Origin of the sequence: Myxococcus sp. CA056 (assembly GCF_013336715.1) — a bacterium.
GTDB lineage: Bacteria > Myxococcota > Myxococcia > Myxococcales > Myxococcaceae > Myxococcus > Myxococcus llanfairpwllgwyngyllgogerychwyrndrobwllllantysiliogogogochensis.
In genome coordinates this window covers 726,465-751,933 of the sequence record NZ_JABUMT010000004.1, presented here as the reverse complement: position 1 = coordinate 751,933, position 25,469 = coordinate 726,465, and the positions used below count along the sequence as shown (strand labels likewise).

21 protein-coding genes, 2 tRNA genes and 1 pseudogene are annotated in these 25,469 nt (G+C 68.5%); 10 read left to right on the top strand and 14 right to left on the bottom strand.

Going from position 1 to position 25,469, the window contains the following annotated elements; genetic code table 11:
• The first annotated feature begins 54 nt into the window (after nt 1-54).
• Entirely contained in the window at nt 55-2,109 is a 2,055-nt protein-coding gene (locus tag HUA76_RS21435) for a TonB family protein (RefSeq protein WP_141644723.1), read from the top strand.
• A gap of 37 nt (nt 2,110-2,146) precedes the next feature.
• On the opposite strand, the gene HUA76_RS21430 is transcribed toward HUA76_RS21435, so the two are convergent.
• From HUA76_RS21430 to HUA76_RS21415, 4 genes are read right to left on the bottom strand one after another with little or no spacing between them, the layout of a single operon-like run.
• A complete protein-coding gene (locus tag HUA76_RS21430; protein WP_174461911.1) occupies nt 2,147-2,866 on the bottom strand; it encodes an HAD family phosphatase in 720 nt (239 codons plus the stop codon).
• 10 nt (nt 2,867-2,876) lie between these two features.
• Nucleotides 2,877-3,836 carry a myxosortase-dependent metalloprotease, MXAN_2677/MXAN_2678 family gene (locus tag HUA76_RS21425; RefSeq protein WP_174461910.1) on the bottom strand — a complete coding sequence of 320 codons (960 nt, stop codon included), beginning with the start codon at nt 3,834-3,836 and terminating at the stop codon, nt 2,877-2,879.
• Nucleotides 3,833-4,714 carry a myxosortase-dependent metalloprotease, MXAN_2677/MXAN_2678 family gene (locus tag HUA76_RS21420; RefSeq protein WP_174461909.1) on the bottom strand — a complete coding sequence of 294 codons (882 nt, stop codon included), beginning with the start codon at nt 4,712-4,714 and terminating at the stop codon, nt 3,833-3,835. The genes HUA76_RS21425 and HUA76_RS21420 overlap by 4 nt, the downstream gene beginning before the upstream one ends.
• Nucleotides 4,711-5,274, bottom strand: coding sequence for a hypothetical protein (locus tag HUA76_RS21415; protein WP_141644727.1), 564 nt, complete (start codon nt 5,272-5,274; stop codon nt 4,711-4,713). Before HUA76_RS21415 ends, HUA76_RS21420 begins: the two co-directional genes overlap by 4 nt.
• Nucleotides 5,275-5,361: 87 nt before the next feature.
• Between HUA76_RS21415 and gltX the strand changes: the two genes are divergently transcribed.
• From gltX to HUA76_RS21390, 5 genes are all read left to right on the top strand, one after another.
• The gene (gltX, locus tag HUA76_RS21410; protein ID WP_174454976.1) at nt 5,362-6,801 is read left to right on the top strand and encodes a glutamate--tRNA ligase; all 1,440 of its coding nucleotides are present in this window, start codon (nt 5,362-5,364) and stop codon (nt 6,799-6,801) included.
• Nucleotides 6,802-6,879: 78 nt separating this feature from the next.
• On the top strand, nt 6,880-7,266 hold the full coding sequence (locus tag HUA76_RS21405) for a hypothetical protein (protein ID WP_254614359.1): 387 nt from the start codon (nt 6,880-6,882) through the stop codon (nt 7,264-7,266).
• A 76-nt stretch (nt 7,267-7,342) separates the two neighbouring features.
• Nucleotides 7,343-7,413, top strand: a tRNA-Gln gene (locus HUA76_RS21400).
• Nucleotides 7,414-7,527: 114 nt separating this feature from the next.
• Nucleotides 7,528-7,599, top strand: a tRNA-Glu gene (locus HUA76_RS21395).
• A 62-nt stretch (nt 7,600-7,661) separates the two neighbouring features.
• Nucleotides 7,662-8,342 carry a DUF2625 family protein gene (locus HUA76_RS21390; RefSeq protein ID WP_174461908.1) on the top strand — a complete coding sequence of 227 codons (681 nt, stop codon included), beginning with the start codon at nt 7,662-7,664 and terminating at the stop codon, nt 8,340-8,342.
• A gap of 38 nt (nt 8,343-8,380) precedes the next feature.
• Here the strand turns inward: HUA76_RS21390 and HUA76_RS21385 are convergent, their stop codons facing one another.
• Nucleotides 8,381-9,352, bottom strand: a complete 972-nt coding sequence (locus HUA76_RS21385) for a response regulator transcription factor (RefSeq protein WP_174454974.1) — start codon at nt 9,350-9,352, stop codon at nt 8,381-8,383.
• Between the two features lie 70 nt (nt 9,353-9,422).
• Between HUA76_RS21385 and HUA76_RS21380 the strand changes: the two genes are divergently transcribed.
• The gene (locus tag HUA76_RS21380) at nt 9,423-10,007 is read left to right on the top strand and encodes a hypothetical protein (RefSeq protein WP_371823505.1); all 585 of its coding nucleotides are present in this window, start codon (nt 9,423-9,425) and stop codon (nt 10,005-10,007) included.
• Here HUA76_RS21380 and HUA76_RS21375 read toward each other — a convergent pair.
• A complete protein-coding gene (locus HUA76_RS21375; RefSeq protein ID WP_141644733.1) occupies nt 9,979-11,136 on the bottom strand; it encodes a sensor histidine kinase in 1,158 nt (385 codons plus the stop codon). The genes HUA76_RS21380 and HUA76_RS21375 overlap by 29 nt on opposite strands.
• 262 nt (nt 11,137-11,398) lie before the next feature.
• Nucleotides 11,399-11,713, bottom strand: a complete 315-nt coding sequence (locus tag HUA76_RS21370; protein ID WP_254614358.1) for a DUF2795 domain-containing protein — start codon at nt 11,711-11,713, stop codon at nt 11,399-11,401.
• Between the two features lie 173 nt (nt 11,714-11,886).
• On the opposite strand from HUA76_RS21370, the gene HUA76_RS21365 reads away from it, so the two are divergent.
• Complete coding sequence (locus tag HUA76_RS21365) at nt 11,887-12,129, top strand: hypothetical protein (protein ID WP_141644735.1); 243 nt, start codon at nt 11,887-11,889, stop codon at nt 12,127-12,129.
• Between the two features lie 66 nt (nt 12,130-12,195).
• Here HUA76_RS21365 and HUA76_RS21360 read toward each other — a convergent pair whose 3' ends face one another.
• From HUA76_RS21360 to HUA76_RS21330, 7 genes and pseudogenes are all read right to left on the bottom strand, one after another.
• A complete protein-coding gene (locus tag HUA76_RS21360; RefSeq protein ID WP_174461907.1) occupies nt 12,196-13,809 on the bottom strand; it encodes a pyruvate dehydrogenase complex dihydrolipoamide acetyltransferase in 1,614 nt (537 codons plus the stop codon).
• Between the two features lie 5 nt (nt 13,810-13,814).
• Nucleotides 13,815-14,810 (bottom strand): annotated as a pseudogene (locus tag HUA76_RS21355) (pyruvate dehydrogenase complex E1 component subunit beta); the annotation flags it as partial.
• A 44-nt stretch (nt 14,811-14,854) separates the two neighbouring features.
• Nucleotides 14,855-15,979, bottom strand: coding sequence for a pyruvate dehydrogenase (acetyl-transferring) E1 component subunit alpha (gene pdhA / locus HUA76_RS21350; RefSeq protein ID WP_141644746.1), 1,125 nt, complete (start codon nt 15,977-15,979; stop codon nt 14,855-14,857).
• Between the two features lie 133 nt (nt 15,980-16,112).
• The gene (locus HUA76_RS21345; RefSeq protein WP_141644738.1) at nt 16,113-16,859 is read right to left on the bottom strand and encodes a hypothetical protein; all 747 of its coding nucleotides are present in this window, start codon (nt 16,857-16,859) and stop codon (nt 16,113-16,115) included.
• Nucleotides 16,860-16,914: 55 nt separating this feature from the next.
• Nucleotides 16,915-18,474, bottom strand: a complete 1,560-nt coding sequence (locus HUA76_RS21340) for a hypothetical protein (protein ID WP_141644739.1) — start codon at nt 18,472-18,474, stop codon at nt 16,915-16,917.
• 72 nt (nt 18,475-18,546) lie between these two features.
• A complete protein-coding gene (locus tag HUA76_RS21335) occupies nt 18,547-20,010 on the bottom strand; it encodes an MFS transporter (protein ID WP_174454970.1) in 1,464 nt (487 codons plus the stop codon).
• An 82-nt stretch (nt 20,011-20,092) separates the two neighbouring features.
• The gene (locus tag HUA76_RS21330; protein WP_141644741.1) at nt 20,093-20,773 is read right to left on the bottom strand and encodes an NUDIX hydrolase; all 681 of its coding nucleotides are present in this window, start codon (nt 20,771-20,773) and stop codon (nt 20,093-20,095) included.
• 141 nt (nt 20,774-20,914) lie between these two features.
• Between HUA76_RS21330 and HUA76_RS21325 the strand changes: the two genes are divergently transcribed.
• Both HUA76_RS21325 and HUA76_RS21320 read left to right on the top strand, forming a co-directional pair.
• Nucleotides 20,915-23,425, top strand: coding sequence for a bifunctional UDP-sugar hydrolase/5'-nucleotidase (locus HUA76_RS21325; RefSeq protein ID WP_141644742.1), 2,511 nt, complete (start codon nt 20,915-20,917; stop codon nt 23,423-23,425).
• Entirely contained in the window at nt 23,425-25,422 is a 1,998-nt protein-coding gene (locus tag HUA76_RS21320; RefSeq protein WP_141644743.1) for a hypothetical protein, read from the top strand. Before HUA76_RS21325 ends, HUA76_RS21320 begins: the two co-directional genes overlap by 1 nt.
• Nucleotides 25,423-25,469: the final 47 nt, after the last annotated feature.

Here is a 25,469-nt window from a genome sequence, read left to right as displayed (position 1 = left end):
GCGTACCCGGCACACTCCTGGAGAATCCATGTTGCTTGTAGTCAGGGGGTACGAATGATCAAGGGCGACTCGCCGAACCCCGAGACGCCCGCCGCGACGGGCGCGGATCCTCTCATCGGCCGGACCCTGAACGGTCGATTCAGCATCCTGGATCCCCTGGGCATCGGCGGCATGGGAAAGGTCTACCGAGCCCTCCAGGCCCCCCTGGAGCGAGTCGTCGCGCTCAAGGTCCTCAACCCCAGCTACTCCAGCACCCGGGACCCCGGCTTCCAGAAGCGCTTCCTGCGCGAGGCCTCCCTCACCTCGAAGCTGCGCCATCCCAACACCGTCACCGTCATCGACTACGGGCAGACGGACGATGGCATCTTCTACATCGCCATGGAGTACCTGGACGGCCGCACGCTGGCCCAGGTGCTCGGGCAGGTGGGGCCACTGTCGTGGTCGCGCGCCATCGCCATCACCCAGCAGATCTGCCGCTCGCTGCGCGAGGCGCACAGCCTGGGCATCATCCACCGGGACCTGAAGCCCGCGAACATCATGCTGCTCAACGAGCAGGATCAGGACCTGGTCAAGGTCCTGGACTTCGGGCTCGTGAAGTCGGTGGCCGAGCCGCAGGAAGGGCAGATCGCCCCGGAGATCACCCAGAACGGTACGTTCCTCGGCTCGCCGCAGTACATGGCGCCGGAGCAGGCGCGCAACGCGACGGACGCGCGCAGCGACGTGTACTCGCTGGGCATCGTCCTCTTCCAGATGCTGATGGGGCGCCCGCCGTTCATCGCGCGGGACCACATCGAGCTCATCTTCGCTCATTACAAGGAAGCCCCGCCCACCTTCCAGCAGCTGCGCCCGGACATCGCGGTGCCGCCGGAAATCGAGGCGGTGGTGCGCCGCTGCCTGGAGAAGGACCCGGCGCGTCGCTTCCAGACGATGGACGAGCTGCTGGAGGGCCTGCGCGAGGCGAGCATGTCCGCGGGCGGCAACAGCGGCATCTTCAAGCGCCCCGGTGGCGCGACGACGACGGGCCCCTACCCCTCCCCGCTGTTCTCCAGCGCCGGCAGCTCGGGGACGGACTCTGGTGACACGCTCGCGGTGGACATCAGCGTGGAGGTGCCGGTGGCCGTCCAGCGCGCCCGTCAGCGCACGCTGGCCATCGGCGGACTGGGCGGACTGGCGGTGGCGGGACTCGTCGCCGTGGGCGCCGTCTTCTTCATGAGCAACAAGGACCCCGTCAAGCCGCCGGAGACGAAGCCGGAGGCGGTGGCGCAGGCCCCCGTGCAGGCTCCGCCCACGGCGCCCGCGCAGGAGGCGCCCATTCCCGCCGGCGCGCACAAGGTCCGCTTCAAGCTGATGAGCCAGCCCAGCGGCGCGCGCGTCTTCTACCGGGGCAAGGAGCGCGGCACGACGCCCTTCACCCTGGAGCTGCCGGCGGGACAGGACGGCTCCATCACCGTGGAGCTCACCTTCGCGATGGAGGGCTACCAGATGGAGACCGTCGTCACGGGCGGCTCCGGTGACGTGGTGCTGTCGCAGAAGCTCCAGAAGCGCCGGGGTGGCGCGGGTCGGGGCGGTGGCGTGGAGGTGGCGTCCGTCTCCGCCGCCACGGACGAAGTCGAAGTGGCCGAGCCCGTGGCGACGCCGGGTGGAATGTCCGCGCCGGTGCTGCTCTCGCCCACCCAGGCGATTGCCGCCGAGCCGGCGGCTCCGCAGACCGCGGGCGGCGTGGGTGCGGCGGCGGCGACGCAGGCCAAGGGCGTGTCGGGTGGGCTGGCGGTGCCGGTGCTGCCCACCGCGGCGCTCGCCTCCGCGCGCGGCGACGTGCTGCCCTACAACGAGGACATGTCCCGCCCGGAGATGGTCGACCAGAGCAAGGACCTCGTCTACACGCGCGAGGCGATGGCGGCGAAGGCCGAGGGCGTGATGATTGTCCGCTGCACCATCACCACCAAGGGCCGCGTGGAGAAGTGCCGCGTCATCAAGTCCGTCACGTACATGGAGAAGCCGGTGCTGGATTCGCTCCAGTCCCGCACCTACAAGCCCATCATGTACCAGGGCCATCCGGTGAACGTGGACTACACCTTCAGCATGCGGTTGGTCGCGCCGCGCCGCTGAGGTCCGCGCGACTCGCCGGGCCTTGGGCGTCGCGCGCTCAGGGCCCGGTGGAAGGCACCACCGGAGGCGCGGGCGGCAAGGACATGGCGCCCCCTCCGGACGGAACACCCCAGCTCACCACCGGCCAGCCTCGCTTCCGGGCCTCGCGCTTGAGCCGGTGGTCGGGATGCACGGCCACCGGCCGCCCCACCACCTCCAGCACGGACAAGTCGGAGTACGAGTCCGTGTAGAAGGCACACGCGGCCAGCGGCACGCCCACTTCGCGAGCGTAGCCCTCCGCGTACGTGAGCTTGCCCTCGCCGAAGCAGATGGGCCCCAGCGGACGGCCCGTGTGCAGACCTTCGGCATCCACCTCGAAGCGGTTGCAGAGCACCGCGTCCAGCCGCAGCTCGCGCGCCACCCACTCCGACAGGTAGCCCGACGAGGACGTCAAGAGCGCCAGCCTGTCACCGGCGCGGCGGTGCTCCTCCACGGCGACGAGCGCACCCGGGCGATAGAGCGACCGCACCGTCTGCTCGTAGAAGTCCGCGGTGCGCTGCTGGATGGGACGGGCCCGCGAGCCCGCGAGCAGAGCGACCGCGCGCTCCAGCGCGTCCTGCATGGACACGAAGCCCAGGTGGTAGCGGGCAATCCACAGGCTCGCGCGCACGGCCTGCCACCGGGTGATGTGCCCCAGCTCCAGCTCGCGGCGGACCCACAGCGAGCCGGAGTTGGCGGCAATCAACGTCTTGTCGAGGTCGAAGAAAGCGACAGCCACGCTCTTCGTTCTAAGTCCGCTCGCGTGTGGACGCAGTGCCATCCCGACGTCCGCCCGTCCGCCGCCTCCCGCGCAAGAAGGCCACGGCAGCCAGCCAGGCCCCCATGACACCCGCGCCAGGAGCGGCGGCGCAACCGGTGCCCCGCCCGTCCGCCAGGAGCACGATGCCCGCCTCCGCGCGCATGAGGCACTGATTGGGCGGAAGGCCCCGGGGATAGATGGAGCAGAAGCCGGCGGCGGAGCCCGCGTCGATGATGCGCTTGCGCGTCTCGCCCGGCGGCGCGGTGGGCTCCATGGTGGCCCCGGAGATGGGCACGTGGTCCAGCCCCACGACGTGGCCAATCTCGTGCGTCATGGTGTTCTGCAGGTCCGTGGCCACGCAGTTCGTGGCCGGGACGCCCAGGCACGGCGGCGAGTCCACCGTGGTGAAGAGGAAGCCCGTGCTGCCTCCGGGCTGGGACGCGTTCAGCTCGATGTCCGAGTCGAGCACACGGCCGTCGGTGAAGCTGAACGTGGAGGTGGTGAGGCCGATGGTGCCATCGCCGTGCTCCCAGCACGTGTACTGGTTTCCGCACGTCTCCGCGTCCCAGCACGGGTCGTCCGCCGCGACGACGTCATCACACGACGTCTCGCGGAACGTGACGATGTTGTAGTTGGCGAAGGGCCGCTCCTGGTCGTAGCCCACGACCACGGGAAGGCTCCAGTCGTCACCGCGCTTGAAGGCGTAGTCGCTGCACGTCTTCGACACCTGTCGCCAGGACTCGAAGGACGCCTCGATGGCGGCGACCTCGGTGTCCCCTGGCGTGCGCGCGCTGCCGTCCGCGTCCAGGTGGTAGATGTACTCGCGCACCGGCCACAGCAGACACAAGGGCCTGCCCGGAACGACGGTGCGACGATAGGGGAACTCCTCCTGCGCCAGGGCGGGCGAGGAGGCGAGGAGCACAAGGCCCAGCAGCCACCGCGTCCTCATGAGCGGCCCTCCCGCGCACGACGTCGCCGCCACAGCACCCAGGCCATCAGCGCGGGGCCGAGCGACGAAGCGCCTGTCGCGGAGCAGCCCCCACCCTTGGGTCCCAGCTCGTCGTTCATCACCGGATGCAGACACGCCTGACTGGCGCCGCCCTTGGCGTAGACGGAGCAGACGAAGTCGCGGGAGCCGGAGTCGATGGTCCGCTTGGACACTTCTCCGGCCTGAGCGCTCGGGAACATCGTGGAGCTCGCGAGGCGCGTGTGGTCCAGGCCGACGAAGTGACCAATCTCGTGCGTGGCGGTGTTCTGCACGTCGGTGGAGACACAGTTCGTCGTCACGGGAGGAAAGCAGGTGGGCCCATTCGCCGTGGTGAAGACGTACTGGCTCGCGTTGAAGGAGATATCCGAGTCGTAGATGATGCCCGAGCGCTTGTCGTACGTCGTCAGGGTGATGGCGAGGGTGCTCTCGTCGTCATCCCAGCAGTCGTATTGATTGCCGCACGTCTCCGCCTTCCAACACGCGTCCGTGGCCGCCACCAACGCGCTACAGACCTTCGTGCGGAAGAGCACCACGTTCTGGTTCTGCTGTCCGCGCAGATAGCCCGCCTTGCGCTCGTCGATGACGGGGCCCTGCCGCAGCGTCAGGTTGCCGCAGGCGGCGAAGATGTCCTCCCAGCTCTGGAAGGCGACGCGGATGGCCTCGAACTCCGTGTCGCTCGTCGTGTCCGGATTGCCGAAGCTGCTCTGGTTCCAGGTGATGCTCGGCTGCGTCCAGTACAGACACTGGGTGGCGTCATCGCCCGGGGTCACCCGACTGCGGACATAGGGGTCGAACTGTCCCAGCACGAGGACCGCGAGCAGGGTTGCCGCGGGCGTCACGGCGCCGGCTCCGTCAGCGCGGCGCGGATGGCCGCCTTGAGCTCCGCGAGGGTCCTCGGCTTCTCCACCACCGTGCTCGGCTGACGCGTGACGGGGTCCAGCAGGAGCGCCTCCGAGGGCTCCGGGACGGCCATCGCGGGCTTGCCCGCCTCCTCGCGCACCACCTGGTACTTGCCCTGGGCCTGACCGGAGAGACGGAAGGCCTGCGTGCCGCGCTTGCGCAGGAAGATGACGACCTCCTCGCCCGTTTTGAAAGACGCGAGCCCGTGCACCACCTGTCCGATATCGCCCACCTGACCGCCGGGCTGCGTCACGAGCACCGTGCCCCCTGGCTGACCCTTGAGCGGCTCCTTCACCTCGACTTCGACGTCGGTGACGATGCGCCGACCATCACCGCTCCATCGGCTCTCCACTCGACGCACGACCCCGTGAATGACGGCGTCCGAGTCCCGGGAGAGCTGCGACAGGTCCACCCGGAGCTGCGTGGTGGCGGCCGCGGGCAGGGCGCCCAACAGCGCCACCGTCACCATCCCCATGCGAAATAGCTGACGAATCGACATACGCTTTCTCTCCTCGGCGCGCACCATACCTCAGCGTGCCCATCCGCGTTGACCCCCTACCGCCTCCCTGCTAATCCGCGCGCCCGTATGCCCACTGCCCCACGCGTCCGCTTCGCTCCCTCGCCCACCGGCTACCTCCACATTGGCGGTGCCCGTACGGCGCTGATGAACTACCTCCAGGCCCGGAGGTTCGGCGGCACGTTCATCGTTCGCATGGAGGACACCGACCGCGTGCGTTCCACCGCCGAGTCGGTGCAGGCCATCCTCGACGGGTTGGTGTGGCTGGGCATCGACTGGACCGAGGGCCCCGGCAAGGAGGGCCCGCACGCGCCCTACTTCCAGACGCAGCGCCTGGACACCTATCGCGAGCACTCCCAGCGGCTGCTCTCCGAGGGCAAGGCCTACCGCTGCTACTGCACGAAGCAGGACCTGGAGGCCCAGCGCGAGTCGATGGAGAAGTCCGGCGGCTTCTACAAGTACCCGGGCACGTGCCGCGACTTGAAGGGTCCTCCCGCGGGCCGTCGCGAGGAGGAGGCCGTCATCCGCTTCAAGATGCCCTCCACCGAGGGCACCGTGTCGTTCGACGACAAGGCGCTGGGTGTCATCACCAAGCCGTACTCGGACCTGGACGACTGGGTCATGCTGCGCGCGGACGGCATCCCGCTCTACAACTTCGGCTGCGTCATCGATGACCACCTGATGGAGATCACGTTGGTGGCGCGCGGGCAGGAGCACGTCAACTCCACCTTCCCGCAGCTGATGCTCTACCAGGCACTGGGCTGGCAGCCGCCCGAGTTCGCGCACCTGCCGCTCATCCTCGGGCCGGACCGCGAGAAGCTCTCCAAGCGCAAGCACCCGGAGGCGGATGTGATGCTGCACAAGCGCACCGGCATCATGCCGGAGGCGCTGAGCAACTTCGTCATCCGCCTGGGTTGGAGCCACGGCAACGACGAGGTCATCACCCGCGAGCAGATGGAGGAGTGGTTCGACTTCTCCGATGTCGGCACGACGTCCGGCGTGTGGAACCCGGAGAAGCTGCTGTGGCTCAACCAGCAGTGGATGAAGCTCCTGCCGGAGGCCACCGTCGCCGAGCGACTGGTGCCCTTCCTCGAGGCCAAGGGCTTCCAGGCGAAGGGCGACTCGCGGCTGGTTCCGCTGGTGCATGCGCTCAAGGAGCGCGCTCGTACGCTGGAGGAGATGGCCACCACGGCGGCGCTCTACTTCGGCACGGGCGTCACGCTCGACGAGAAGGCCGCGGCCAAGCATCTGGTCGGTGATTCGCTCGTGCTGCTGCGCAAGGTGCGCGACGGCGTCGCCGCGCTGTCCGAGTGGACGGTGGAGTCGCTGGACGGCGTGGTGAAGGCCGTCAGCGAGTCCTCCAGCGTGGGCATGGGCAAGGTGGCGCAGCCGGTGCGGGTCGCCATCACCGGCAACACCACGAGCCCGGGCATCGGAGAGACACTGCTGCTCGCGGGGCGGGACGAGGCCCTGCGTCGCATCGACGCCGCGCTCACGCGGGGCGGGTGACGTACCGCCCGACGAAGCAGTGGACGTCCGCCGCTTCGGCACCTATCTTCACCACCCATGATGCGTGCACTTGACACCATGAAACGGCATTTCTATAAGGCGCGCCCGCTCGGTGCGGCGCTGTGTGCGCTCTGGGTGGCGGGGGCGAGTGCCGACGTGGTCAGCGGCGCGCAGCTTCCGGACGGTGCTCAGAAGGTGGGGGAGAACCGTTACAGGGTGCCGAAGGACTTCGAGGCGACGCTGGACTACTACCGCTCGGTCTACTCGACGAGCAGCTATCCACGACGGCAGATCGTCAACCAGCCGGGCGTGAAAGCGGTCCACATCACCAACCCCTCGGGGAAGAACTTCGCGGGGCTGAATATTTACGAGGCGAACGAGGAAGTTCGCATCTACATCGTCCCGACCCAGCAGGCGGTCAAGCCGGTGAAAAAGCCGGAGACGAAGTCGGGGAAGAAGAAGTAGAAGTCGCAGCAGCAGCCGCCCACCGAAGTTGTTGCAGTCGCTGGGCGGTGTTGGTAGTAGAGGCAGCCGCAGTGATTGGGGAATCGTCTAACGGCAGGACAGCAGACTCTGACTCTGCTTATCTAGGTTCGAATCCTAGTTCCCCAGCTCGCAGCACCGCAGTCCGCAGCACCTCAGAAAGCTCGAAATCAGAAGGTTGACGAGAGCAAAACGAGAATGTAGGAAGCAGCAGCAGAAACACGGTGGTTGCAGCGAAATGTCGGCCCTGTCGTCTAGCGGTTAGGACGGAGCCCTCTCACGGCTCAAACTCGGGTTCGAATCCCGGCAGGGTCACTCCGACGCCGCCTTCTGAAAAGAAGGCGGCGTTTTGTTTTTCCGGAGCACGGTGGCTCGCCATGCGGACGTTGCAGGAGCTGCTCGACGCAACCTCGCCCGCCTGGCCCCTCGTGCAGGAGTGGCTCGCCTCCGCGAGCAGCCCCGTCGAGGTTCTGCCTCGGGATGAAGTGGCTGCGGGCGAGGTGCTCCAGCAGCTTCAAGTGACGACCCGCTCCACCTTGGGCGCGGTGACCTATGAAACAGGTGGGCTGCTCGTCGACCACGGCTGGCTCCGAGTCCTGGGCAGCGGTGGTGTGCGGATGCGCGGCAGCCTGGCGAATTGGAATGCCCTGGGCGCGCATCTGGCGGTGGCGCCGACGCAGGGGATGCTGCTCGTCGCCCACGACGTCCTCGGTGGCCACTTCGCGCTCGACGGCGGGGCACTCGGCGAAGGACGTGGCGGCGCGTTCTACTTCGCCCCCGACTCGCTCAAGTGGGAGGACCTGGGACGCGGCTACTCGGACCTGCTCGCCTTCTTTCTTGGAGGAGATCTCTCCGAGTTCTACGGCGCGTACCGCTGGTCCGGCTGGAGCGAGGATGTCTCACGTCTCTCCCCGGATGAGGGTTTCTCCCTCCACCCTCCGCTATGGACAGCGGAGGGCAAGGACCCTGCCCTCGTGTCTCGGCGCGCGGTCCCCATGACGGAGTTGCTGAACGTCCAGCTCGAGTTCGCGCGTCAGCTCGACGGCACTGCCCCCTGAGGGCGCTCGCGTCCCGTCGCCTCCCCTGCTGAACCGACTCAAGCCGACGGCGTGGGGATGCTCCGGCGGAACACGGAGAGCGCGGCGGCGAGCCGGTCCTGTGCCCGCTGCACGCCCCGGCGCAGGAGCAGCATCCGCACCTTCTCCGGAAGCGCGCTCGCGCCCTGCGTGCTGCCAAATCCCACCAGGTCCATGCGCAGGGTGATGGCCTCCAGCAGGTCCCCCAGGTCCGCCTGCGGACTGGCCAGCAGCAGCACGTCCGGAGGCCGTCGCTGGAGGCGCTCCGCCAGCGTGCGCCACTGCGGATCGCCCGTCTCGACAACGACGACGTCCACCGTCTCCAGCTCAGGCGCGTACGGCGCCACCTCTCGCACCTCGAAGCCCGCCTCCCTCAGCGCGCGGAGCGCATCCTCGCTGCCCACCACCGCCACCTTCCCCTCCAGCACCGTGCGAGAGGACTCCTCGTAGGCCCGCAGCTCCACCTCCAGCGCCACGTGCGCCGGCTCCGGTGCGTCCTGCCCTGCCGCTAGCAGCGCGGCCGCTTCCCGGGCCTGCTCCCGCGCCTGCTCCCGCACCTGCGTCCCGGACGTCCGCCGCTCCAGCGCCGCCCGCACCTTGGCGCGCAGCACGCGCAAGTCGTCGAAAGGCTTGAGGATGTAGTCACTCGCCCCCGCGGCGAACGCGGCGATGACGGACTCGCTGCTCGCGTAGGCCGTAATCATCAGCGCCTCCATCGTGGGCTGGAGGTTGCGCGCCTCCGCGACGAGCTCCACCCCACCCATGCCGGGCAGGTTCTTGTCCGTCACCAGCACGTCGACGCGCTGCTCGCGAAGAATGGGCAGCGCATCCTCCGCGCTCGCCGCCACCAACACCACCAGGTCCGACTCGCGCTCCAATAGCCGCGCGCAGATGTCGAGCACGACGGGCTCGTCGTCCACCACCAACACCGTCGAGGCGAGCGTTCCCCCCTCCCCACCGCCGCCCTCACCGGTCTCGAACGGGAGATCCATGACTTGGGAGATTCGCACAGCTTCACGCGGACTTCGAGGCTCGCATGCGAGGGCCGCTATGCTGCCGTCCGTGGCGAGCTTCGAGGACGCGTTGCTGGAGAACCGGGTGCCCCCGCTGCTGGGGGACGTGCGCCTGCGTTACGACGGGGGGCGGCTGCTGGGCGAATCCCTCCCTCCGCGCTGGGAGCGGAGAATGCTGCCGGGACTGTGTGTGGGTGTCGCCGTGGGCTGCGCGCTGGGCGCCGCCGTCATGGTGGGCCTCGAGAAGGGCGCCTTCCCCATCACAGCCGGGACGCTGGCCCTCGTCGCCGCGGCCCTCGTCGGAGTGGCCCTGCGATTCGAGGCCCGGCTGGGACGCCGCCGATTCGTGCTGCACTTCCGCTCGGAGACGCTGCGCCTGGAGCGGCTGGCCTGGACCCCCGGCGCCACCCGCTCGGAGCTGGTGCCCTTCGACGCCGTGCGCGCGGTGCACCTCGTCGAGCGTCCCGGGCCCCGCTACGCGCTCGTCGTGGAGTACGCCCGAGAAGGGGCGCAGCCCCAGCGCGCGGTGCTGGTGGAGGACGTGCGCCGCTCGGAAGGCGAGTCACTCCACCGGATGTGGCGCGTGCTCAGCAACGCCTTCGGCCTCAGGGGAGCGGGGCTCGCCGGAGGGTGATTTCGATGTCCGTGCCCTCGCCCGGCGTGGACGACAGCCGCAGGTTGCCACCCGCCTGCGTCACCAGCTCCCGGCAGATGGACAGGCCCAGGCCCGTGCCGATGCCCACCGGCTTCGTGGTGAACAGCGGCTGGAAGACGCGCTCCTGCAGGTCCATGGGGATGCCGCAGCCGTTGTCCGCCACCGTGAGGACCACGTCCTCGGGGCGTACGGACCAGCGCACCTCGATGCGCCCCTGACGTCCCGTGCCACCCATGGCCTGCGCCGCGTTGACCACGAGGTTGAGCAACACCTGGCACAACTTCACCGGACCGAAGACGACCCGCACCGGCTCGCCGTTGCTCGTCAGCCGCGCCCTGTCTCGAACCTCCGCCCGCGCCAGCTTCACCGCGAAGGAGACCACTTCGGCCACGTCCGCCGTGCCCTCCATGTCCTCGCCACGCGCCTGCGCGCGCAGCCCGAGCGCCACCTGCCGCAGATGCTCCGCGCCGTCCGCCAGGTCCTTGATGAGCGCGGGCAGGTCCTCCACCGTCTCCGCGACAGGAGGACTCGGGTCCGCCGGCAGATGCTTCGACACGTACTGGATGACGCTGGTCAGGTCGCGCTGCAGCGACGCCACGTTCTGCGACAGGTAGCCCACCGGGCCCATCAGCTCGTGGGCGATGCCCGCCGTCACCTGGCCCAGCGTGGCCAGACGCTCCGACTTCATCATCCGCCCTTCCACCTCGCGGATGCGCAGCTCCAGCCGGGCAATCTTCAGCGCGTCGTCCAGCGCCGCCTGAAGCTCCGAGCGGTCCCACGGCTTGACGAAGTAGCGCGTCACCTGGCCGCGGTTCACCGCGTCGATGACGGCCTGCATGTCCGCATACGCCGTGACGAGCATGCGCTTGGCGTCGGGCGCAATCGAACGCGCCCGCTCCAGCAGCTCCACGCCCGTCATCCCCGGCATGCGCTGGTCGGAGAGGATGACGCCAATCTCTCCCTTGCGCTGCTCGAGCAGCGTCAACGCCTCGCTTGGCGATGCGCTGCGGAAGATGCGGAAGCGTTGTCCGAAGTTCGCGTCGAAGACCCGCAGGTTCAGGGCGTCGTCGTCGACGTACAGCACCGCGGGTAGCTCAGACGGGTTCATGACGCTCCTCCTGGCCGGCTATCCCACGACGAGGCCAGGCTGGTGACGCCTAGGATAGCGCCTCCTCCGACTCCCTTTCTTCTGGGTGCCGACGGAACCGTCCCCCCGGGACGCAATGCCTCCTCAACTCTAGAGCAACCAGACAGGTTTGACCCCCAGGAAAATCCAGACGACCGCATGGTTCCCTGCCTGGGCACGGAGGTGCCAGGCGGCTTTGCATGGACACGCCGGGAGAGCGCCCGGCGCGCCTGGGAGGGAGGATTCAGCGGGGAGATGTGAGGGTGGAGTCGCGCGTCTCGGGGAGCTGCTCCGCGTGGGCGGCATCCTGCTCGAGGGCCACGGCCACCGCGTCCACGGAGGGGAAGCTGCCCCTGGGCAGCACGCCCAGCAGCGAGAGCACCGTGGGCGGGGCCTCGTTCTCCCGGGCCACCCAGGTGAGCTCTTCAGCGGTGAGGGGGAACACCGCGCCGAGCAGGGCCTGGTGCAGCGACTGCGCGAGAGGCAGCGGCTGGCCCACCCGCTCCTCCAACTCCGACACACCCTGGACGAGCCGTTCGCGTGTCATGTCGTCGTTCATTTGGACGAAGTTAAGCAGCGAACCGACGCGGCTGCCGGCCTTTTTTTCGTGCCTGCTCAGCAAGCGAGGGAACGGGCCTTGCGGCGGGGCCTCGGGGTGGACGCCTATCGCCTCGCGTCACACCGTTAACGGAGGGACTCCGCACGAGTCTCCACCCCCAGGAGGACAGCGCCATGGCGCACCAGGACAAGCCGGACGACGTGCCGCGCAATGCGGCCAGTGACAGTGATTACGTGGAGCACATCGAACACGTAGAGGCCACGCGCCCCGAGCCCTGGCCGGGCATGAGGGGCCGTTCGCTGGGAGACGAGCATGACCTGCCCACGGGCACGAGCCGCGAGCAGCAGGCGAGCGTGACGTGCGAGCAGCGACGACTGGAAGAGGAAGCGCGCCGCGAAGAGCCGACGCGCCAGTGACGAAGCGGCCCGCTCCCGTGCGCCCCTGAGAATGGGGCACGACGAGGAGCGGGCCACGAGAACGGCCTAGAAGAGCAGCCGCGTCGGGTGCTCGAGCAGGCCGCGCAGCTCCCGCAGGAACTCCGCGCCGATGGCACCGTCGATGATGCGGTGGTCGCACGACAGCGTCGCCGTCATCATCTTGCGAATCACCATCTGCCCGTCCCGCGCCACCACCTTGTCCGCCACCGCGCCCACCGCGAGGATGGACGCCTGCGGCGGGTTGATGATGGCGACGAACTGGTCGATGCCGTACATGCCCAGGTTGCTCACGGTGATGGAGCCGCCCGTGTACTCCTCGGGCTTGAGGGCGCGCTTGCGGGCGCGCTCCGCCAGCTCACGCACCTCCGTGGAGATCGCCTGGAGCCCCTTGGTGTCCGCGTCGCGGATGACGGGCGTGATGAGCCCCTGCTCCAGCGCCACGGCGATACCCACGTCCACCGAGCCGTGGTGGACCACCTGGTCCCCCTGGAGCGAGACGTTGATCTTCGGGTAGCGACGCACGGCCATCGCCACGGCCTTCACGATGAGGTCGTTGACGGAGACCTTGAGCTCCATCGCCTTCGCCTCCTCGCGCACCTTCACCGCGGCATCCATCTCCACCTCGAGGGTGAGATAGAAGTGCGGCACGCCGGGCTTCACCTCCGTCATCCGCTGCGCGATGACCTTGCGCATGGACGACAGCGGCTCGGACCGCGCCTCGGGCCGGGCCACCGTCGCCGCGGACGGAGCCTTGCGCGCGGCGGGCGCCGAGGGAGCGGCCGCCGGAGCCTTCACGCCCCGAGCCAGCGCCTCCTCGATGTCGCGCTTCACCACGCGACCCGACGGGCCGGAGCCCTGCACCTGGGCGATGTCCAGGCCCCGGTCCTTGGCGATCTTCTTCGCCAGCGGGCTGGCCCGGACGCGTCGTCCTCCGGAGGCCACCGGTGCCGACGCGGCAGGCGTGGCCTGTGCGGCGGGCGCTGGGGGCCTGGGCGCGGCGGCCTCGACGGGCTTCGGCACGGCGGCCGGAGTCGGAGCAGCGGCGGCCTTGCCACCCTTGGGCGTGAGGTAGGCGATGGGCGAGCCGACGGGCGCCGACTGGTTCTCCCCGACGACGATCTCCGCCAGCGTCCCGTCGTCATAGGCTTCGATTTCGAGGTTGGACTTGTCCGTCTCCAGCTCGGCGAGCGCCTCGCCAGAGGAGACCTTGTCCCCCACCTTCTTCAGCCACTTGACGATCTTCCCCTCCGTCATCGTCGGGGAGAGGCTCGGCAACTGGATGGCGATGCGACCACCGCCCGTCGCGGGAGCGGCGGCCGGGGCCACGGGGGCCTCGACCTTCGCGGCGGGAGCAGGCGTGGGAGCGGAGGCGGGCGCGGCGGCCTTGGGCGCCGGAGCGCCACCCGCCGCCACCTTCTCGCCCTGCGCGCCGATATAGGCGATGGGCGCGCCGACGGGGGCCGACTGGTCCTCGCCGACGAGAATCTGAAGCAGGTAGCCGTCGTCGTAGGCTTCGATTTCGAGGTTGGACTTGTCCGTCTCCAGCTCGGCGAGTGCCTCACCGGAGGAGACCTTGTCCCCCACCTTCTTCAGCCACTTGACGATCTTCCCCTCCGTCATCGTCGGGGAGAGGCTCGGCATTTGAATGGGCGTGGCCATACGGGTCAGGCTCCCTGGCGGTACAACACCTTCTTCACGGCCGCGATGATCTTGGGCGCGTCCGGCTGGGTCGCGTTCTCCAGGTTCGCCGCATAGGACATGTTCACATCGAGCCCCGTCACGCGCTCCACCGGCGCGTCCAGCTCGTCGAACGCCTTGGACTGGATGATGTCCACCACGGAAGCGCCGATACCCGCCAGCGCCCAGCCCTCCTCGACGATGACGGCGCGGTTCGTCTTGCGCACGCTCGCCAGGATGGCCTCCTCATCCAGGGGCCGCAGCGTGCGCAGGTCCAGGACCTCCACGCTGATGCCCTCCTTCGCCAACTCCTCGGCCGCCTGCATGCAGAAGTAATACATGCGGCTCCAGGTGATGACGGTGACGTCCGTCCCCTCGCGCTTCACGTCCGCCTTGCCCAGCGGCACGACGTGCTCGCCCTCGGGCACCTCGCCCTTGAGCGCGTAGAGCCGCTCGCCCTCGAACATGATGACGGGGTTCTCGTCGCGGATGGCCGCCTTGAGCATCCCCTTGGCGTCCGCGGGCGTCGCGGGCGCAATCACCTTCAGGCCCGGGAAGTGCGCGTAGTTGGACTCCAGCGCCTGGCTGTGCTGGCTGGACAGCCGGCCACCGGCGCCGCCCGGCCCCCGGAAGACGATGGGGCAGCGCAGCTGACCGCCGGACATGTGGCGCAGCTTGGCCGCGTTGTTGACGATCTGGTCCATCGCGAGAATCGCGAAGTTCCAGGTCATCATCTCCACCACGGGACGCAGGCCCACCATGGCCGCGCCCACGCTCATGCCGCCGAAGCCCAGCTCGGAGATGGGCGCGTCGATGATGCGCGCGCTCCCGAACTTGTCCAGCAGCCCCTGCGACACCTTGAAGGCGCCGTTGTAGCGACCCACTTCCTCGCCAATCAGGAAGACGTTGGCGTCGCGCTCCATCTCCTCGGCGAGCGCCTGGTTCAGGGCCTCGCGGTACATCAACTCGGGCATCGTCGGCTCCGACTCGAAATCAAAAAGGTTGGTTTGGTCAGGGGGCGGAGGAACTAGCGGGTCAGGCCCGCCTTCTTGTCCGCAAGCTCCGCCTGCTCACGCGGCTCCAGGTCCCACGTCACCTTCAGCTCCTGGCCGCTCGGGTACGACGGCCAGTTCGTCACCTTCGTGCCCAGCACCCGCTCACGGGGACGCACGTCCGGCTCGCCCGGCTCGACGATGGTGTCGCGCCACAGCTCTTCCAGGCTCGGCTCCGGGGACTCGTCCGCGAACTTCACCGCGGCGTCCACCTGCGCCTTCACCTCTTCTTCGATTCGCTCGAAGTCCGCGTCCGCGCCCAGGCCGTTCTTGATGGCGTAGTCGCGCAGCTTGGGGATGGGGTCGCCCTTGCGCTCCTCCTCCACCTCCTGCTTGGAGCGGTAGGTCGCCGGGTCCGCCATGGAGTGGCCACGGAAGCGGTACGTGTTCGCCTCCAGCAGCACGGGGCCCTTGCCCGCGCGGCACCACGCGGCCGCGTCCTTCACGGCCTCGTACATCTTCAGCACGTCCATGCCGTCCACCGGCTCGCCGCGCATGTCGTAGGCGGCGGCGCGCTTGTAGATCTCCGGCACCGCCGACGTGCGGGAGATGGCCGTGCCCATGCCGTAGCGGTTGTTCTCGCAGATGTAGATGACCGGCAGCTTCCACTTCGACGCCATGTTGAACGTCTCGTGGAGCGCGCCCTGGTTGGCCGCCGCGTCGCCGAAGTAGCAGACCGTCACGCGGTCCTCGTTGCGATAACGGCTGGCGAAGGCCATGCCGGCCGCCAGCGGAATCTGCCCGCCGACGATGCCGTAGCCTCCGTAGAACTGGTGCTCGATGTCGAAGATGTGCATCGAGCCGCCCTTGCCCTTGCTGTAGCCGGTGCCCCGGCCGAACAGCTCCGCCATCACCATGCCCGCGTCGCTGCCGCGCGCCAGGGGCTGGCCGTGGTCGCGGTACGCGCTGAGCATGTAATCTTCCTTCCGGATGGCCTCGATGGGGCCCACCGCCACGGCTTCCTGGCCAATGTACAGATGGCAGAAGCCGGCGATCTTCCCCAGCGTGTACTGCTGGCCCGCGCGCTCCTCGAAACGGCGGATGAGGTACATCTTCCGGTACATCGTCAACAGCAAGTCTTTCGAGTACGGGCTGGCCACCGCGGGTGCCTCCATGCTGTCCGCCCCTCCTCACCCGGGGCGGCAAACGCCGTGCGCCTCATAGCGCGCGGCAGGGGGACTTCAAAGCCTTTCAAACCCCTCAGGGCCGCACCTGTGTTCCAGGCGCGGTGCGTCAGGAAACGAGGGTGAAATGCGGGACGCTGATGATGCCGTCCAACAGCGTCACCGGTCGACCGGAATGATCCGTGGCCAGGTGAATCACGGTGGCCTCGGGGAAGCGCACCCGGTAGTCGTTGGCGTGGGTGGGCTCGTTGTCGAAGGCGGCCACCACGGTGCCCAGCCGACCCAGCCTCGCGTGCGCCTCTCGCTTGAACGCGTCGTCGTCCTCGCGCAGCGTGGGCTTCATCAAGAGCAGCACCCGCGCGTCGTCCGGCACCGCCATGCCGTGGCGCCGCATGCAGGCGACGGAGCCCTCGCGCATGCCCTCGTGGCGCCCGGTGACGTAGACGAGCCGCGCACCCGTCGCCACCACGGCGTGCGTGAAGGCCGCCGCGCCGTCGATGGCCTCGTCCACCTCGCAGTACTCGCTGGTGAAGAAGCGCTCGCCCCAGAAGCGGCGGGCCTCCGGGAAGTGGGCCTGCACCTGGGCTTCCTCCAGGCCACAGGCACGCATCGCGTCACGCATGTCCCAGCCGGAGGTCCAGTGCTCGGGGCCACAGGCGGCGAGGCTCGCCACGGCCTGGGCCTCGCCATATTCCCGGAGGATACGGGCCTGCCGGTGCCGGTTGTCGAGCAGGGTGGAGTCCAGGTCGAACGCCAGCACCGCCCGCTCGCCGAGGGAGCGGGCCCGAGCCAGGATGGCGTTCAGGCTGTCGCGCCAGTCGTCGCGGATGCGCTTCTTGAAGTCTTCGTGGGCCATGGGCGCGGCGAAGACTACCCGCGCGCGCCCGCCCGTGCCGCCGAAACCGCCTATGTCAGGCGGCTGACTGCCAGGGCATGGGGCCAGGGGGCGCGCCCGGCGCCGTGTCCGCGAAGCGCAGCATGCGCTGGATGCCGTTGCGGTCCAGCACCAGCCGCACCAGCTGCGTGCTCTCCTGGCGGCGGTCCGTCTCCTCCTCCTCCACCGTGAAGCGGAACACCACGTCCACGGGGTAGCGCTTGGCGCCCCGGATGTGCCCCACCGACAGGTCCGCCAGGTCCACGTACTCCAGCGCCAGTTCGGGCTCGTCCATGTCCCGCAGGAAGCGCTCCACGTTGAGCCGGAGGATGTCCGTGACGCCCGACAGGCCCCGGTCCGAGCGCGGCAGGAGGCGCGCGTCCAGGATGATGTGCTTGCGGTAGCGGATGACCGTCTCCGTCAGCTCGCCCTGGGACACGGTGAGGAAGTCGTCCTGGTGCCGCAGCGCCGCCACCGAGTCCGGCACCTTGGGCCCGTAGTCCACGCGCTCCTCGCACCTGCCGATGGTGCGCCCCGTCACCGGGTCCACCAGGTCCGCGGTGCGGTCCGACAGGTGCGTGGCCGCCACGCGGCTCGACAGCCGCCGCAGGCCCTCCTTGATGCGGTCCTTCATCATGTAGCCGACCACGGCGATGAGGAAGAAGTTGAGGCTCACCTGGGTGAAGCGGATCTGCGCCCACAGCGCCACCGCCGTGGCGAACGCCATCGCGATGCCCGCAGCCAGCGCGAACAGCACCTCTTCCCACCCCTGCCGCTTCTGCAGGCGGCGCGAGGACAGGAAGAGCACGTTCATGCAGAACTTCTTCAGCATGCCCAACCGCTGGATGTACTCCTCGTTGTCGCCCGTGGGGCTCAGCACGCTGCGCAGCCGGTGCTCCTTGCGGTAGGACTCCTCGCGCAGCACCGCCTCCATCAGCCCCTTGCGCAGCCCCAGCCACGGCTCTCCGCGCGGCAGCGACTTCATGTCCGCCACCGAGCGTCGGAAGCCGTTCTCCACCAGCAGGCTGACGTACTCGTCCACCAGCCGCAGCGACGCGCGGGAGCGCTCCTGCAGGCGCAGCTCCCCCACCGAGCGCAGCCACTGACGGAAGCGCGCCAGCACCTGCGTCACCCCCGCCTGCATCGCCACGACTTCCGACTCCAGCGTCGCGCACGCGTCGGTGGGCAGCGCCACCGGCCCCTCGCAGCGGGACTCCACGCCCGTGGCGAAGCGGCGCAGCGCCCCGCGCAGCACGCACGACAGGAGCTTCGCCTGGTAGACGACGTCCCGCTCCGAGCCCAACCCCGTGCGCAGCCACGCCTCCAGCCGCACCAGCGGCGAGGTGTCCGACGAGAGCAGTTCCTGAACCGCCATCACCGGCGTCTTGAAGCGCACGTAGTTGTGGATGTCCGCGTAGAAGTCCGCGCGGGGGTACGTCTCCTGGTCGATGTTCAAGCTGCCAGGGAGGAACAGATGCGCCTCCACGAGGTAGCGCGTCTCGTCCACGCCCGAGGGCTGGTACTCGAGCTTGATCTCGAACTGCTTCCGGTCGTGAACCTCGAAGCGGCTATGGAGCGGTGCGGGTGCCTGGGACACACCGCCACTCTACGTTACAACCCTGTCACGGGGGAGTGACGCCCCCGTGACGTCCAGCGGTCCACAGGGGGCTCAGCCCCCGGTACCAGTCTTGGGAGCTGCAACTGTCTGCGTGACAGCGGAAGCGCCCGAGGCGGGGGCGGCCTTGGACTGGGGCCGGGCGTTCCAGACCTTGGTGGCCAGCAGCAGGCCCGCGAAGGACAGGGGCAGCATGGCCAGGGGCCAGTTGCCCCAGTTGTGGGGGTCCTTGGCCACCTCCCCCGCCGGCAGGATGCGCCCGAGCAGCAACGACTGGAGCGCCGTGCCCGCATACACCGCGCCGTCGATGATGCCCACCGCGAGGCCCGCGTTCTTCTTGCCACCGAAGTCCATGCTGGCGGTGCCGGACAACATGCCGTGCACGCCGATGACACACAGGGACATGAAGATGACCGTCCACCCCAGCGCGGGGCTGCCCAGGAGGAACAGCGTGGCCACCGCGCCCACGCTCATGCCCGCGTAGAGCACCGCGGAGACAGGACCCCGGCGCGAGTCGAACACGCGGTCGCTGATGACGCCGGCGAACATGCCGCCAGTGATGCCCGCCACGCAGAGCAGCATGCCCCAGTTGGCCGCGACGAAACCGTCGGCGATGCCCGTCGCCTTCGCGAACTTGGGGTACCACTGCATGATGGCGTTGCGCATGAAGCCGCTGCAGAACTCCACCATCAGGATGATGATGATGGTGCGGTTGGTGATCATCTTCTTGAAGACGGGCCACACGCCCAGGCCCGCCTGGGACTCTCCGCTGGATGCGTCCGCGGTGTCGAAGTCCGGATGGCCCGTGTGGCTGGGCGTGTCGCGGATGACGAAGTAGTCCACCACCACGAAGGCCGCGAGGATGGCCGCGGGCACGAAGAACACCCAGTACGTGGGCGCCGCCTTGGCGATGAAACGGCTCCAGTCGTAGGCGAAGTACACGCCCAGGGAGATGAGGATGCCGAACACGCCGCCCAGCTGGCCGCGCTCGCGCACGTGGAACCAGGACGCGTTCACCTTGACGATGGAGACCGCGCCAAAGCTCTGGAAGTACATGTTGACGGCGTAGAGGAACGACAGCGTCCCCACGATTCCACCCGGCGGCTGCCAGCCGTCCGTGAGCACCTTGTAGACGACGATGCCCATCAGCACGTTCGCCACGGACGAGCCCGCGGCCGACAGCAGGATGGTCTTCCGCCCACCGAGCCGGTCCGTCAGCGGACCGTTGAGCAGGAAGGCGCAGCCGTACACGAGCGTGCCCCAGAAGAAGATGGTGCCGAAGTCCGCGTTGGACGTGTGGCCCTTCATCGCGCTGGTGGCTTCGTTGAGGTTGTAGCGCCCCATGTAGAGGAACGCGTACGTCATCCCCAGTGGGAACCAGTTGAAGAAGCGGCGGCGGCGGAACGCGTCCGTGTGACCCAGCTCCACCTTGGGCAGGCGGGCCAGCACGAGCGAGATGGCCCCCAGCAGGATGAGAATGGGCAACAGGTTGGCCAGCCACGGGGGCAGCGACGACATGCAGCGACCTCGTCAGTGGAGTGCGGAAACGCCGCGCACCCTACCCTGGCACGCGGCCCGCGAGAAACCCCACGGACATGTCTCAGCCCAGTCGGGCGAGCAGCCTCGTCAGCGACACCTCCGTCTTCGCATCCGGGATGTCACCGCGCCGGCACGCGTCGAGGACCTCCTGGAGCGTCCGCCACTGAAGCAGCGTCCCCTCTTCCAGGGGCGACCCATCCCCCTCCGGCTCCTCCTGCTTCACGTCCGTGACGTCCACCGCCGAGGGGAACACCTTCTCCGAGAGGATGCCCGGCGCCAGGAAGAACGAGCCCCCCAGCAATTGGATGTCCTCGGGGCGCACCGCGTAGCCCGCCTCCTCGCGGACTTCTTCGGCCGCGCGGCGCCGCAGGCCCTCCTCACCCTTGTCCTCCGGCTCCAGCAACCCCGCGACGATCTCCTCCACCCGCAGGTAGCCCGCACCGGGGTCCGGCACCGTCATCGCGTCCCGCTGATCCTTCCGGAAGTATGCTGCGGGCCTCAGGTTCATCCGCGTCAACACCTCCAGTCCCGCCGCACCGCGTCGATAAACGAGCACCGACACCGCATCGAGTCGGGGCCTGTCCACCACGTCCACCCGGTAGACTGGCGAGGAAGAGCCGTCCGCGCGTCGATTGCGACACCGCAGGCGCTTCACTCGGAGGAAACCCTCGTCGCAGCGCGCCGTGGCCGAGAAATCCTCGATGATCTCGATGTCAGTCACACTGGAATGGCTCTGCCGCATGTCTGCCTGCTCTCCTGGAGTTGAACGGTCAAGGTGTGCGAGTAGGAATGCCATGGCGGCGTAGCTTGCCCGCCCGTGTCCGATACCGTACCTTGCGCGCGCTTTACTCCCGACGTCCTACCGAAACACGGATTCTTCCTGATGCGTCGCCTCCTGCTCGGCCTTCTTAGTGCCCTGGCCACCGCCTCATGCATGCCAGTGGTGGAGGGCCAGGACTACCACCTCGAGGGGCAGGAGGTGCGCCTCACGCTCCTTCATACCTCGGACATCCATTCCCGGCTCATCCCGTATGACTTCGCTCCGCTGAAAACGGACCAGGACCTGGGCCTCGTGCCCGAGGCCGGTCCCTTCGGTGGCGCGACGCGCATGGCCGCCATCCTCAAGCGCGAGCGCGCGAGGGGCGAGCGGGTGATGCACGTCGACTCGGGCGATTGCTTCCAGGGCGCTCCGATCTTCAACCTCAACAACGGTGAAGTGGAGTTCCGCTTCCTGTCGCAGGCACGTCTGGATGCCGCGGTGGTGGGCAACCACGAGTTCGACGCCGGCGCGCTGAACTTCACGCAGCAGGCCAAGCAGAACGCCACCTTCCCGCTGCTCGCCGCCAACTACAACTGGAATGACTGGCGGCAGAACGGCAGCAACGAGACGGGGCTGGAGACCTCGCCGTACACCATCCGCAACATCAAGGGCCTGCGGGTGGGCATCGTCGGCATGGCCAACATCTCCTCGCTCAACTCCATCGTCGAGGGTGGCAACAGCCTGCAGGTCACCCCCCTGGAGCAGAACGAGGTCGTCCGCGCCTATGTGGCGCTCCTTCGGCCGGTGACGGACCTCATCGTCCTCGTCAGCCACCTGGGCCTCACCGAGGACCAGGACGTCGTCCAGGGCTACGAGGCCTATTACGAGTACGGCCGCGCCCGCAGCTTCATCCGCCGCGAGGACAGCCCCTGGCAGGTGCTGGAGTGGTTCGGTCCCGAGGGCAACGAGAACTCGGTCGTCCGCGTGTTCGTCCCCGGCGTTTCCGGCGTCGACGTCATCATGGGCGGCCACCTGCACGTGGTGCTCAACCCGCCGCAGCTGCTGGCGGACCCGAGCGGCCGCAAGGTGGTGCTCGCACACTCCGGCGCCTTCTCCAAGTACGTGGGCCGGCTGGAGCTGGTCGTGAAGATGCCGGACGTGCTCGGCACGGGTGAAGGTGGCGAGGTCCTCAGCCAGGACTACCGCGTGTTCCCCATCGACGGGCTCTGGTGCGACGACGCCATGCGCCGCTACCGCTACGACTCCAACATCTTCTGGGAGGACGGCCAGTTCATCCAGACCCCCGCCGTGCGCGCGGCCATCGACGCCTGCCGCGAGCAGGAGGACCGACAGACGACGCACCTGCTCCAGCCCTACATCATCGGGATGGACATGAAGCTGCAGCTCACGAACATCTTCGCGTACGCGCCCACGGACGTGACGCGCCGGAACAACTCGACGGGTGGCGACTCGCCGCTGGGCAACATCGCCGCGGACTCGATGCGCAAGCGTCGCCGCGTGGACGCGCAGATGGCGCTCACCAACTCGCTGGGCATCCGCGACAACCTCTACTCCGGCGTCGTGTCCCAGGAGTCGATGTTCAACGTGTTCCCGTTCGAGAACACCATCAACATCATGTACCTGTCGGGCAAGGAGATGCAGGAGATGTTCGACTTCGTGGCCGAGCGCTCCTCCGAGCGTGGCTGCGTGAGTCAGGCGCAGATCTCCGGTGCCAGCTTCACCATGGACTGCGCCCAGGTGCAGATCAACGACCTGCGCGTCGAGTGCAAGCTCTCGCTGGAGGGCGCGGACTGCCCCCCGGACAACCGCGAAGGCCACGCCCCCTGGCAGTGCATCCAAGACACGAGCACCTCGGCCACGACGGGCCGCTGCTACGCCCACCCCGGCACGAACATCGTGGTGGGCGGCAAGGCGCTCAACCCGTTCGGCACCTACCGCGTGGCGGTGAACGACTACATCGCCAAGGGTGGCTCGGGCTTCAACGTGCTCAAGCGCAACACCACGCGCCAGGAGACGGGCATCTCCCTGCGCGACTCGCTCATCGGCTACATGCAGGACTTCTGCACCTGCGACGACATCAACGCGGGCTACGCGACGCGTGGCAACCGGGCTGACGGGCAGCGCTGTGGCTCGCTGGTGAACGGCCAGTGGGTCATCAATGATCGCCTGCGCGCCTCCTGTCGGGAGATGCAGGACTACGAGAACGAGCTGTCCGCCAAGGTGGGGAGCTGCTCCTGCGAGGACCTGCTGCGCAACGGCTACAACCCGTCGAGCTGCGGTGTCGCCTCCGTCACCAACCCCGACCAGGCCCGCGCGGCCTGCATCGCCGCCAAGCAGGTGGGCACCTGCACCTGCGGAGATCTGGCGGCCCGGGGCTACAACCCGGACGGCTGCAACATCCCCGACGTCACCACCGCCCTGGAGGCCCAGGCCGCCTGCGCGGTCTCCGCGGGCCCGTTCACCGGCCGGTGTGACTGCCGCGAAGTCATGAGTGGAATCAACCCCGTGTGCGGAACGGTGACGCAGCAGCTGCGCAACTTCTGCACGAACCCGACGGCGATGCCCATCGCCGACGCCGTGGAAGACGGCCGCATTGGCCGGAGGGTGAAGTAATGAAGAAGCTCATGCTGCTGTCGGCGCTGGCCCTGGTCGGCTGTTACACCGAGGAGTCGCCTCAGCCGAAGGGCCTCGCGTCGTTCGAAGTCACCGTGAAGGGCTTCTACGTCGCGGACTCCAATCCGCGCGCGTCGCTGCCCGTGGTGGCCAGCTGCGTTGCCCAGCACGGTGGCACCCAGGCCGCCGTGCCCATGGAGCTGCGTGGCACCCCAGACTGCCGCCTGGCCATGCCTCGCGGTCCGGTGGATATCGACTTCGATATCCAGGCGGTGGACGTGAAGGGCCAGCCGATGGATGCGTTCAACGGCCCCGTCTCCTTCCGCACCGTCCCGGGAAACCTCACCGGCCCCTATCGCTACCGGTGGGTGCAGCTCACCAATGGCAAGGGCACGGGCACCGTGCGCAGCGCGCAGCTCTACGGTGAAGCCCACGTGTGGGTGGAGGACGAGCCCGTCCAGGTCGACTACGCCGAGGGTGAGGTCGTCGCCGGAGAGCTCCCCGAGGAGCCCGCCACGCGCACCTTCTCCACCGGCCTGTCGCGCTCCATGCACTTCGAGGAGCCCACCATCTCCACGGTGCAGGTGCCGCAGAACAGCGACCAGCTCACCGCGTACAACGGCACGTTCATGCGCATTGGTCGCGCGCCCGAGGCGGGCTCGCCGCTGATCCAGAACTGCGAGCCGGACGACCCGAACTACAACCAGCCGGTGACGCTGCTGGTGACGGGCACGGACCCGGGCGGCTTCTTCGTGACGGACCTGACGGCGTGCCGCGTGCGCGAGGGAAGCATCCCCGGCGCCAACACCCAGACGGCGGAGCCCTCGGGCTTCTTCCCAGGCCGCTTCAACGCCCTCTACATCTACAACTACTCCTTCCCGGAAGGGTTGGATCCGGGCGACCTGCTGTGGTCCATCGCGGGCTCCGTGCAGGAGTTCACCGCGACCACGCAGCTGACGTTCCCCTCGTGGAGCATCCGCGAGAAGGTCCGCCTGCTGCCCCAGGCCGAGTGGAACAAGTACCTGGCCCTGGCGCCGCCGACGGAGATCAACGGCCGGCTGTGCGGCTTCAGCGGCTCGCCCTACATCACGGACGTGATGTGCGGCTACAGCTACGGCAACTACAAGATGGAGGGCCTGGAGTCCTCGCTGGTGAAGATTCGCCGGGTGAAGTTCCCGCAGGTCTTCCGGAGCTGCGACGCCAACGGCAACAACAGCGTGCCCTTCTTCTGTCCCGACCCGCGCACCAACGTCTTCGGCGCCTGCGGCGAGGACGACCCCAATGACCCGGACGTCCCCGAGCGTAAGTGCAACGTCGACTGCACGCTGGGCCTGGGCGAGTACCGTGGGCAGATCTGCGCGGAGAAGACGACCTACGACAACTTCGGCCAGTTCGTGGTGGAGATGAACCCGACGGGCGCCGCCGAAGCGGGCCTGGACGCCACCGTGAACGGCCGACTGCACGCGCTCAACGCGCTGCCGCCCGTGTCCCCCGCCACCGAGGCGTGGACGCGCTCCTCCAACGCCTACACCACGGGCGTGACGGTGAACATCTGGTGCGACAAGGCCGTGAATGTGCGCTTCGGCGGCAGCAGCGTGCCCGGTGTGGCGACCAACGTCGCCCTGGCCGCGGCCACGCGCCTGGAGCACACGCTCAAGGACAACCAGTTGTTCGTGTGGGTCTCCGTGCAGGACGCGGTGAACGGCTCGGCCAGCTGCAAGGTGAGCCAGCACCCGCGTACCCGCATCAACCTGGTGACCAAGGACGCCGTACCGGACCTGGTGGTCAACTGCAGCGAGACGGATGCCGACGCGGAGCGCGCCGAGCAGTGCCGGTTCCTGCATGGAGCGACCTTCGACATCGTGGGCCATCTGCGCCACGTCAGCGCGGCTCGGCCTCGCTGGATTGTGCTGCCCCGAGATCAGGACGACCTCTGCTGCTACCCTGGCCCGGGCATGGAGTGCCCGCGTCCCATCGAACCTTGCGTGAATCCGTAGGCTTTTGACGAAACTCGCGCCCCGGGTCACCGGGGTGCAGGGAGGAG

Excerpts from the sequence above, each read along its gene's own strand:
- HUA76_RS21385 (WP_174454974.1), bottom strand. The coding sequence starts at position 9,352 with ATGGATCTCCCGTTCGAGACCGGTGAGGGCGGCGGTGGGGAGGGGGGA.
- HUA76_RS21360 (WP_174461907.1), bottom strand. The coding sequence starts at position 13,809 with ATGGCCACGCCCATTCAAATGCCGAGCCTCTCCCCGACGATGACGGAG.
- HUA76_RS21390 (WP_174461908.1), top strand. The coding sequence starts at position 7,662 with ATGCGGACGTTGCAGGAGCTGCTCGACGCAACCTCGCCCGCCTGGCCC.
- HUA76_RS21425 (WP_174461910.1), bottom strand. The coding sequence starts at position 3,836 with ATGAGGACGCGGTGGCTGCTGGGCCTTGTGCTCCTCGCCTCCTCGCCC.
- HUA76_RS21335 (WP_174454970.1), bottom strand. The coding sequence starts at position 20,010 with ATGTCGTCGCTGCCCCCGTGGCTGGCCAACCTGTTGCCCATTCTCATC.
- HUA76_RS21365 (WP_141644735.1), top strand. The coding sequence starts at position 11,887 with ATGGCGCACCAGGACAAGCCGGACGACGTGCCGCGCAATGCGGCCAGT.
- HUA76_RS21320 (WP_141644743.1), top strand. The coding sequence starts at position 23,425 with ATGAAGAAGCTCATGCTGCTGTCGGCGCTGGCCCTGGTCGGCTGTTAC.
- HUA76_RS21325 (WP_141644742.1), top strand. The coding sequence starts at position 20,915 with ATGCGTCGCCTCCTGCTCGGCCTTCTTAGTGCCCTGGCCACCGCCTCA.
- HUA76_RS21330 (WP_141644741.1), bottom strand. The coding sequence starts at position 20,773 with ATGCGGCAGAGCCATTCCAGTGTGACTGACATCGAGATCATCGAGGAT.
- HUA76_RS21405 (WP_254614359.1), top strand. The coding sequence starts at position 6,880 with ATGAAACGGCATTTCTATAAGGCGCGCCCGCTCGGTGCGGCGCTGTGT.
- HUA76_RS21435 (WP_141644723.1), top strand. The coding sequence starts at position 55 with ATGATCAAGGGCGACTCGCCGAACCCCGAGACGCCCGCCGCGACGGGC.
- HUA76_RS21370 (WP_254614358.1), bottom strand. The coding sequence starts at position 11,713 with ATGAACGACGACATGACACGCGAACGGCTCGTCCAGGGTGTGTCGGAG.
- HUA76_RS21345 (WP_141644738.1), bottom strand. The coding sequence starts at position 16,859 with ATGGCCCACGAAGACTTCAAGAAGCGCATCCGCGACGACTGGCGCGAC.
- HUA76_RS21415 (WP_141644727.1), bottom strand. The coding sequence starts at position 5,274 with ATGTCGATTCGTCAGCTATTTCGCATGGGGATGGTGACGGTGGCGCTG.
- HUA76_RS21375 (WP_141644733.1), bottom strand. The coding sequence starts at position 11,136 with ATGAACCCGTCTGAGCTACCCGCGGTGCTGTACGTCGACGACGACGCC.
- gltX (WP_174454976.1), top strand. The coding sequence starts at position 5,362 with ATGCCCACTGCCCCACGCGTCCGCTTCGCTCCCTCGCCCACCGGCTAC.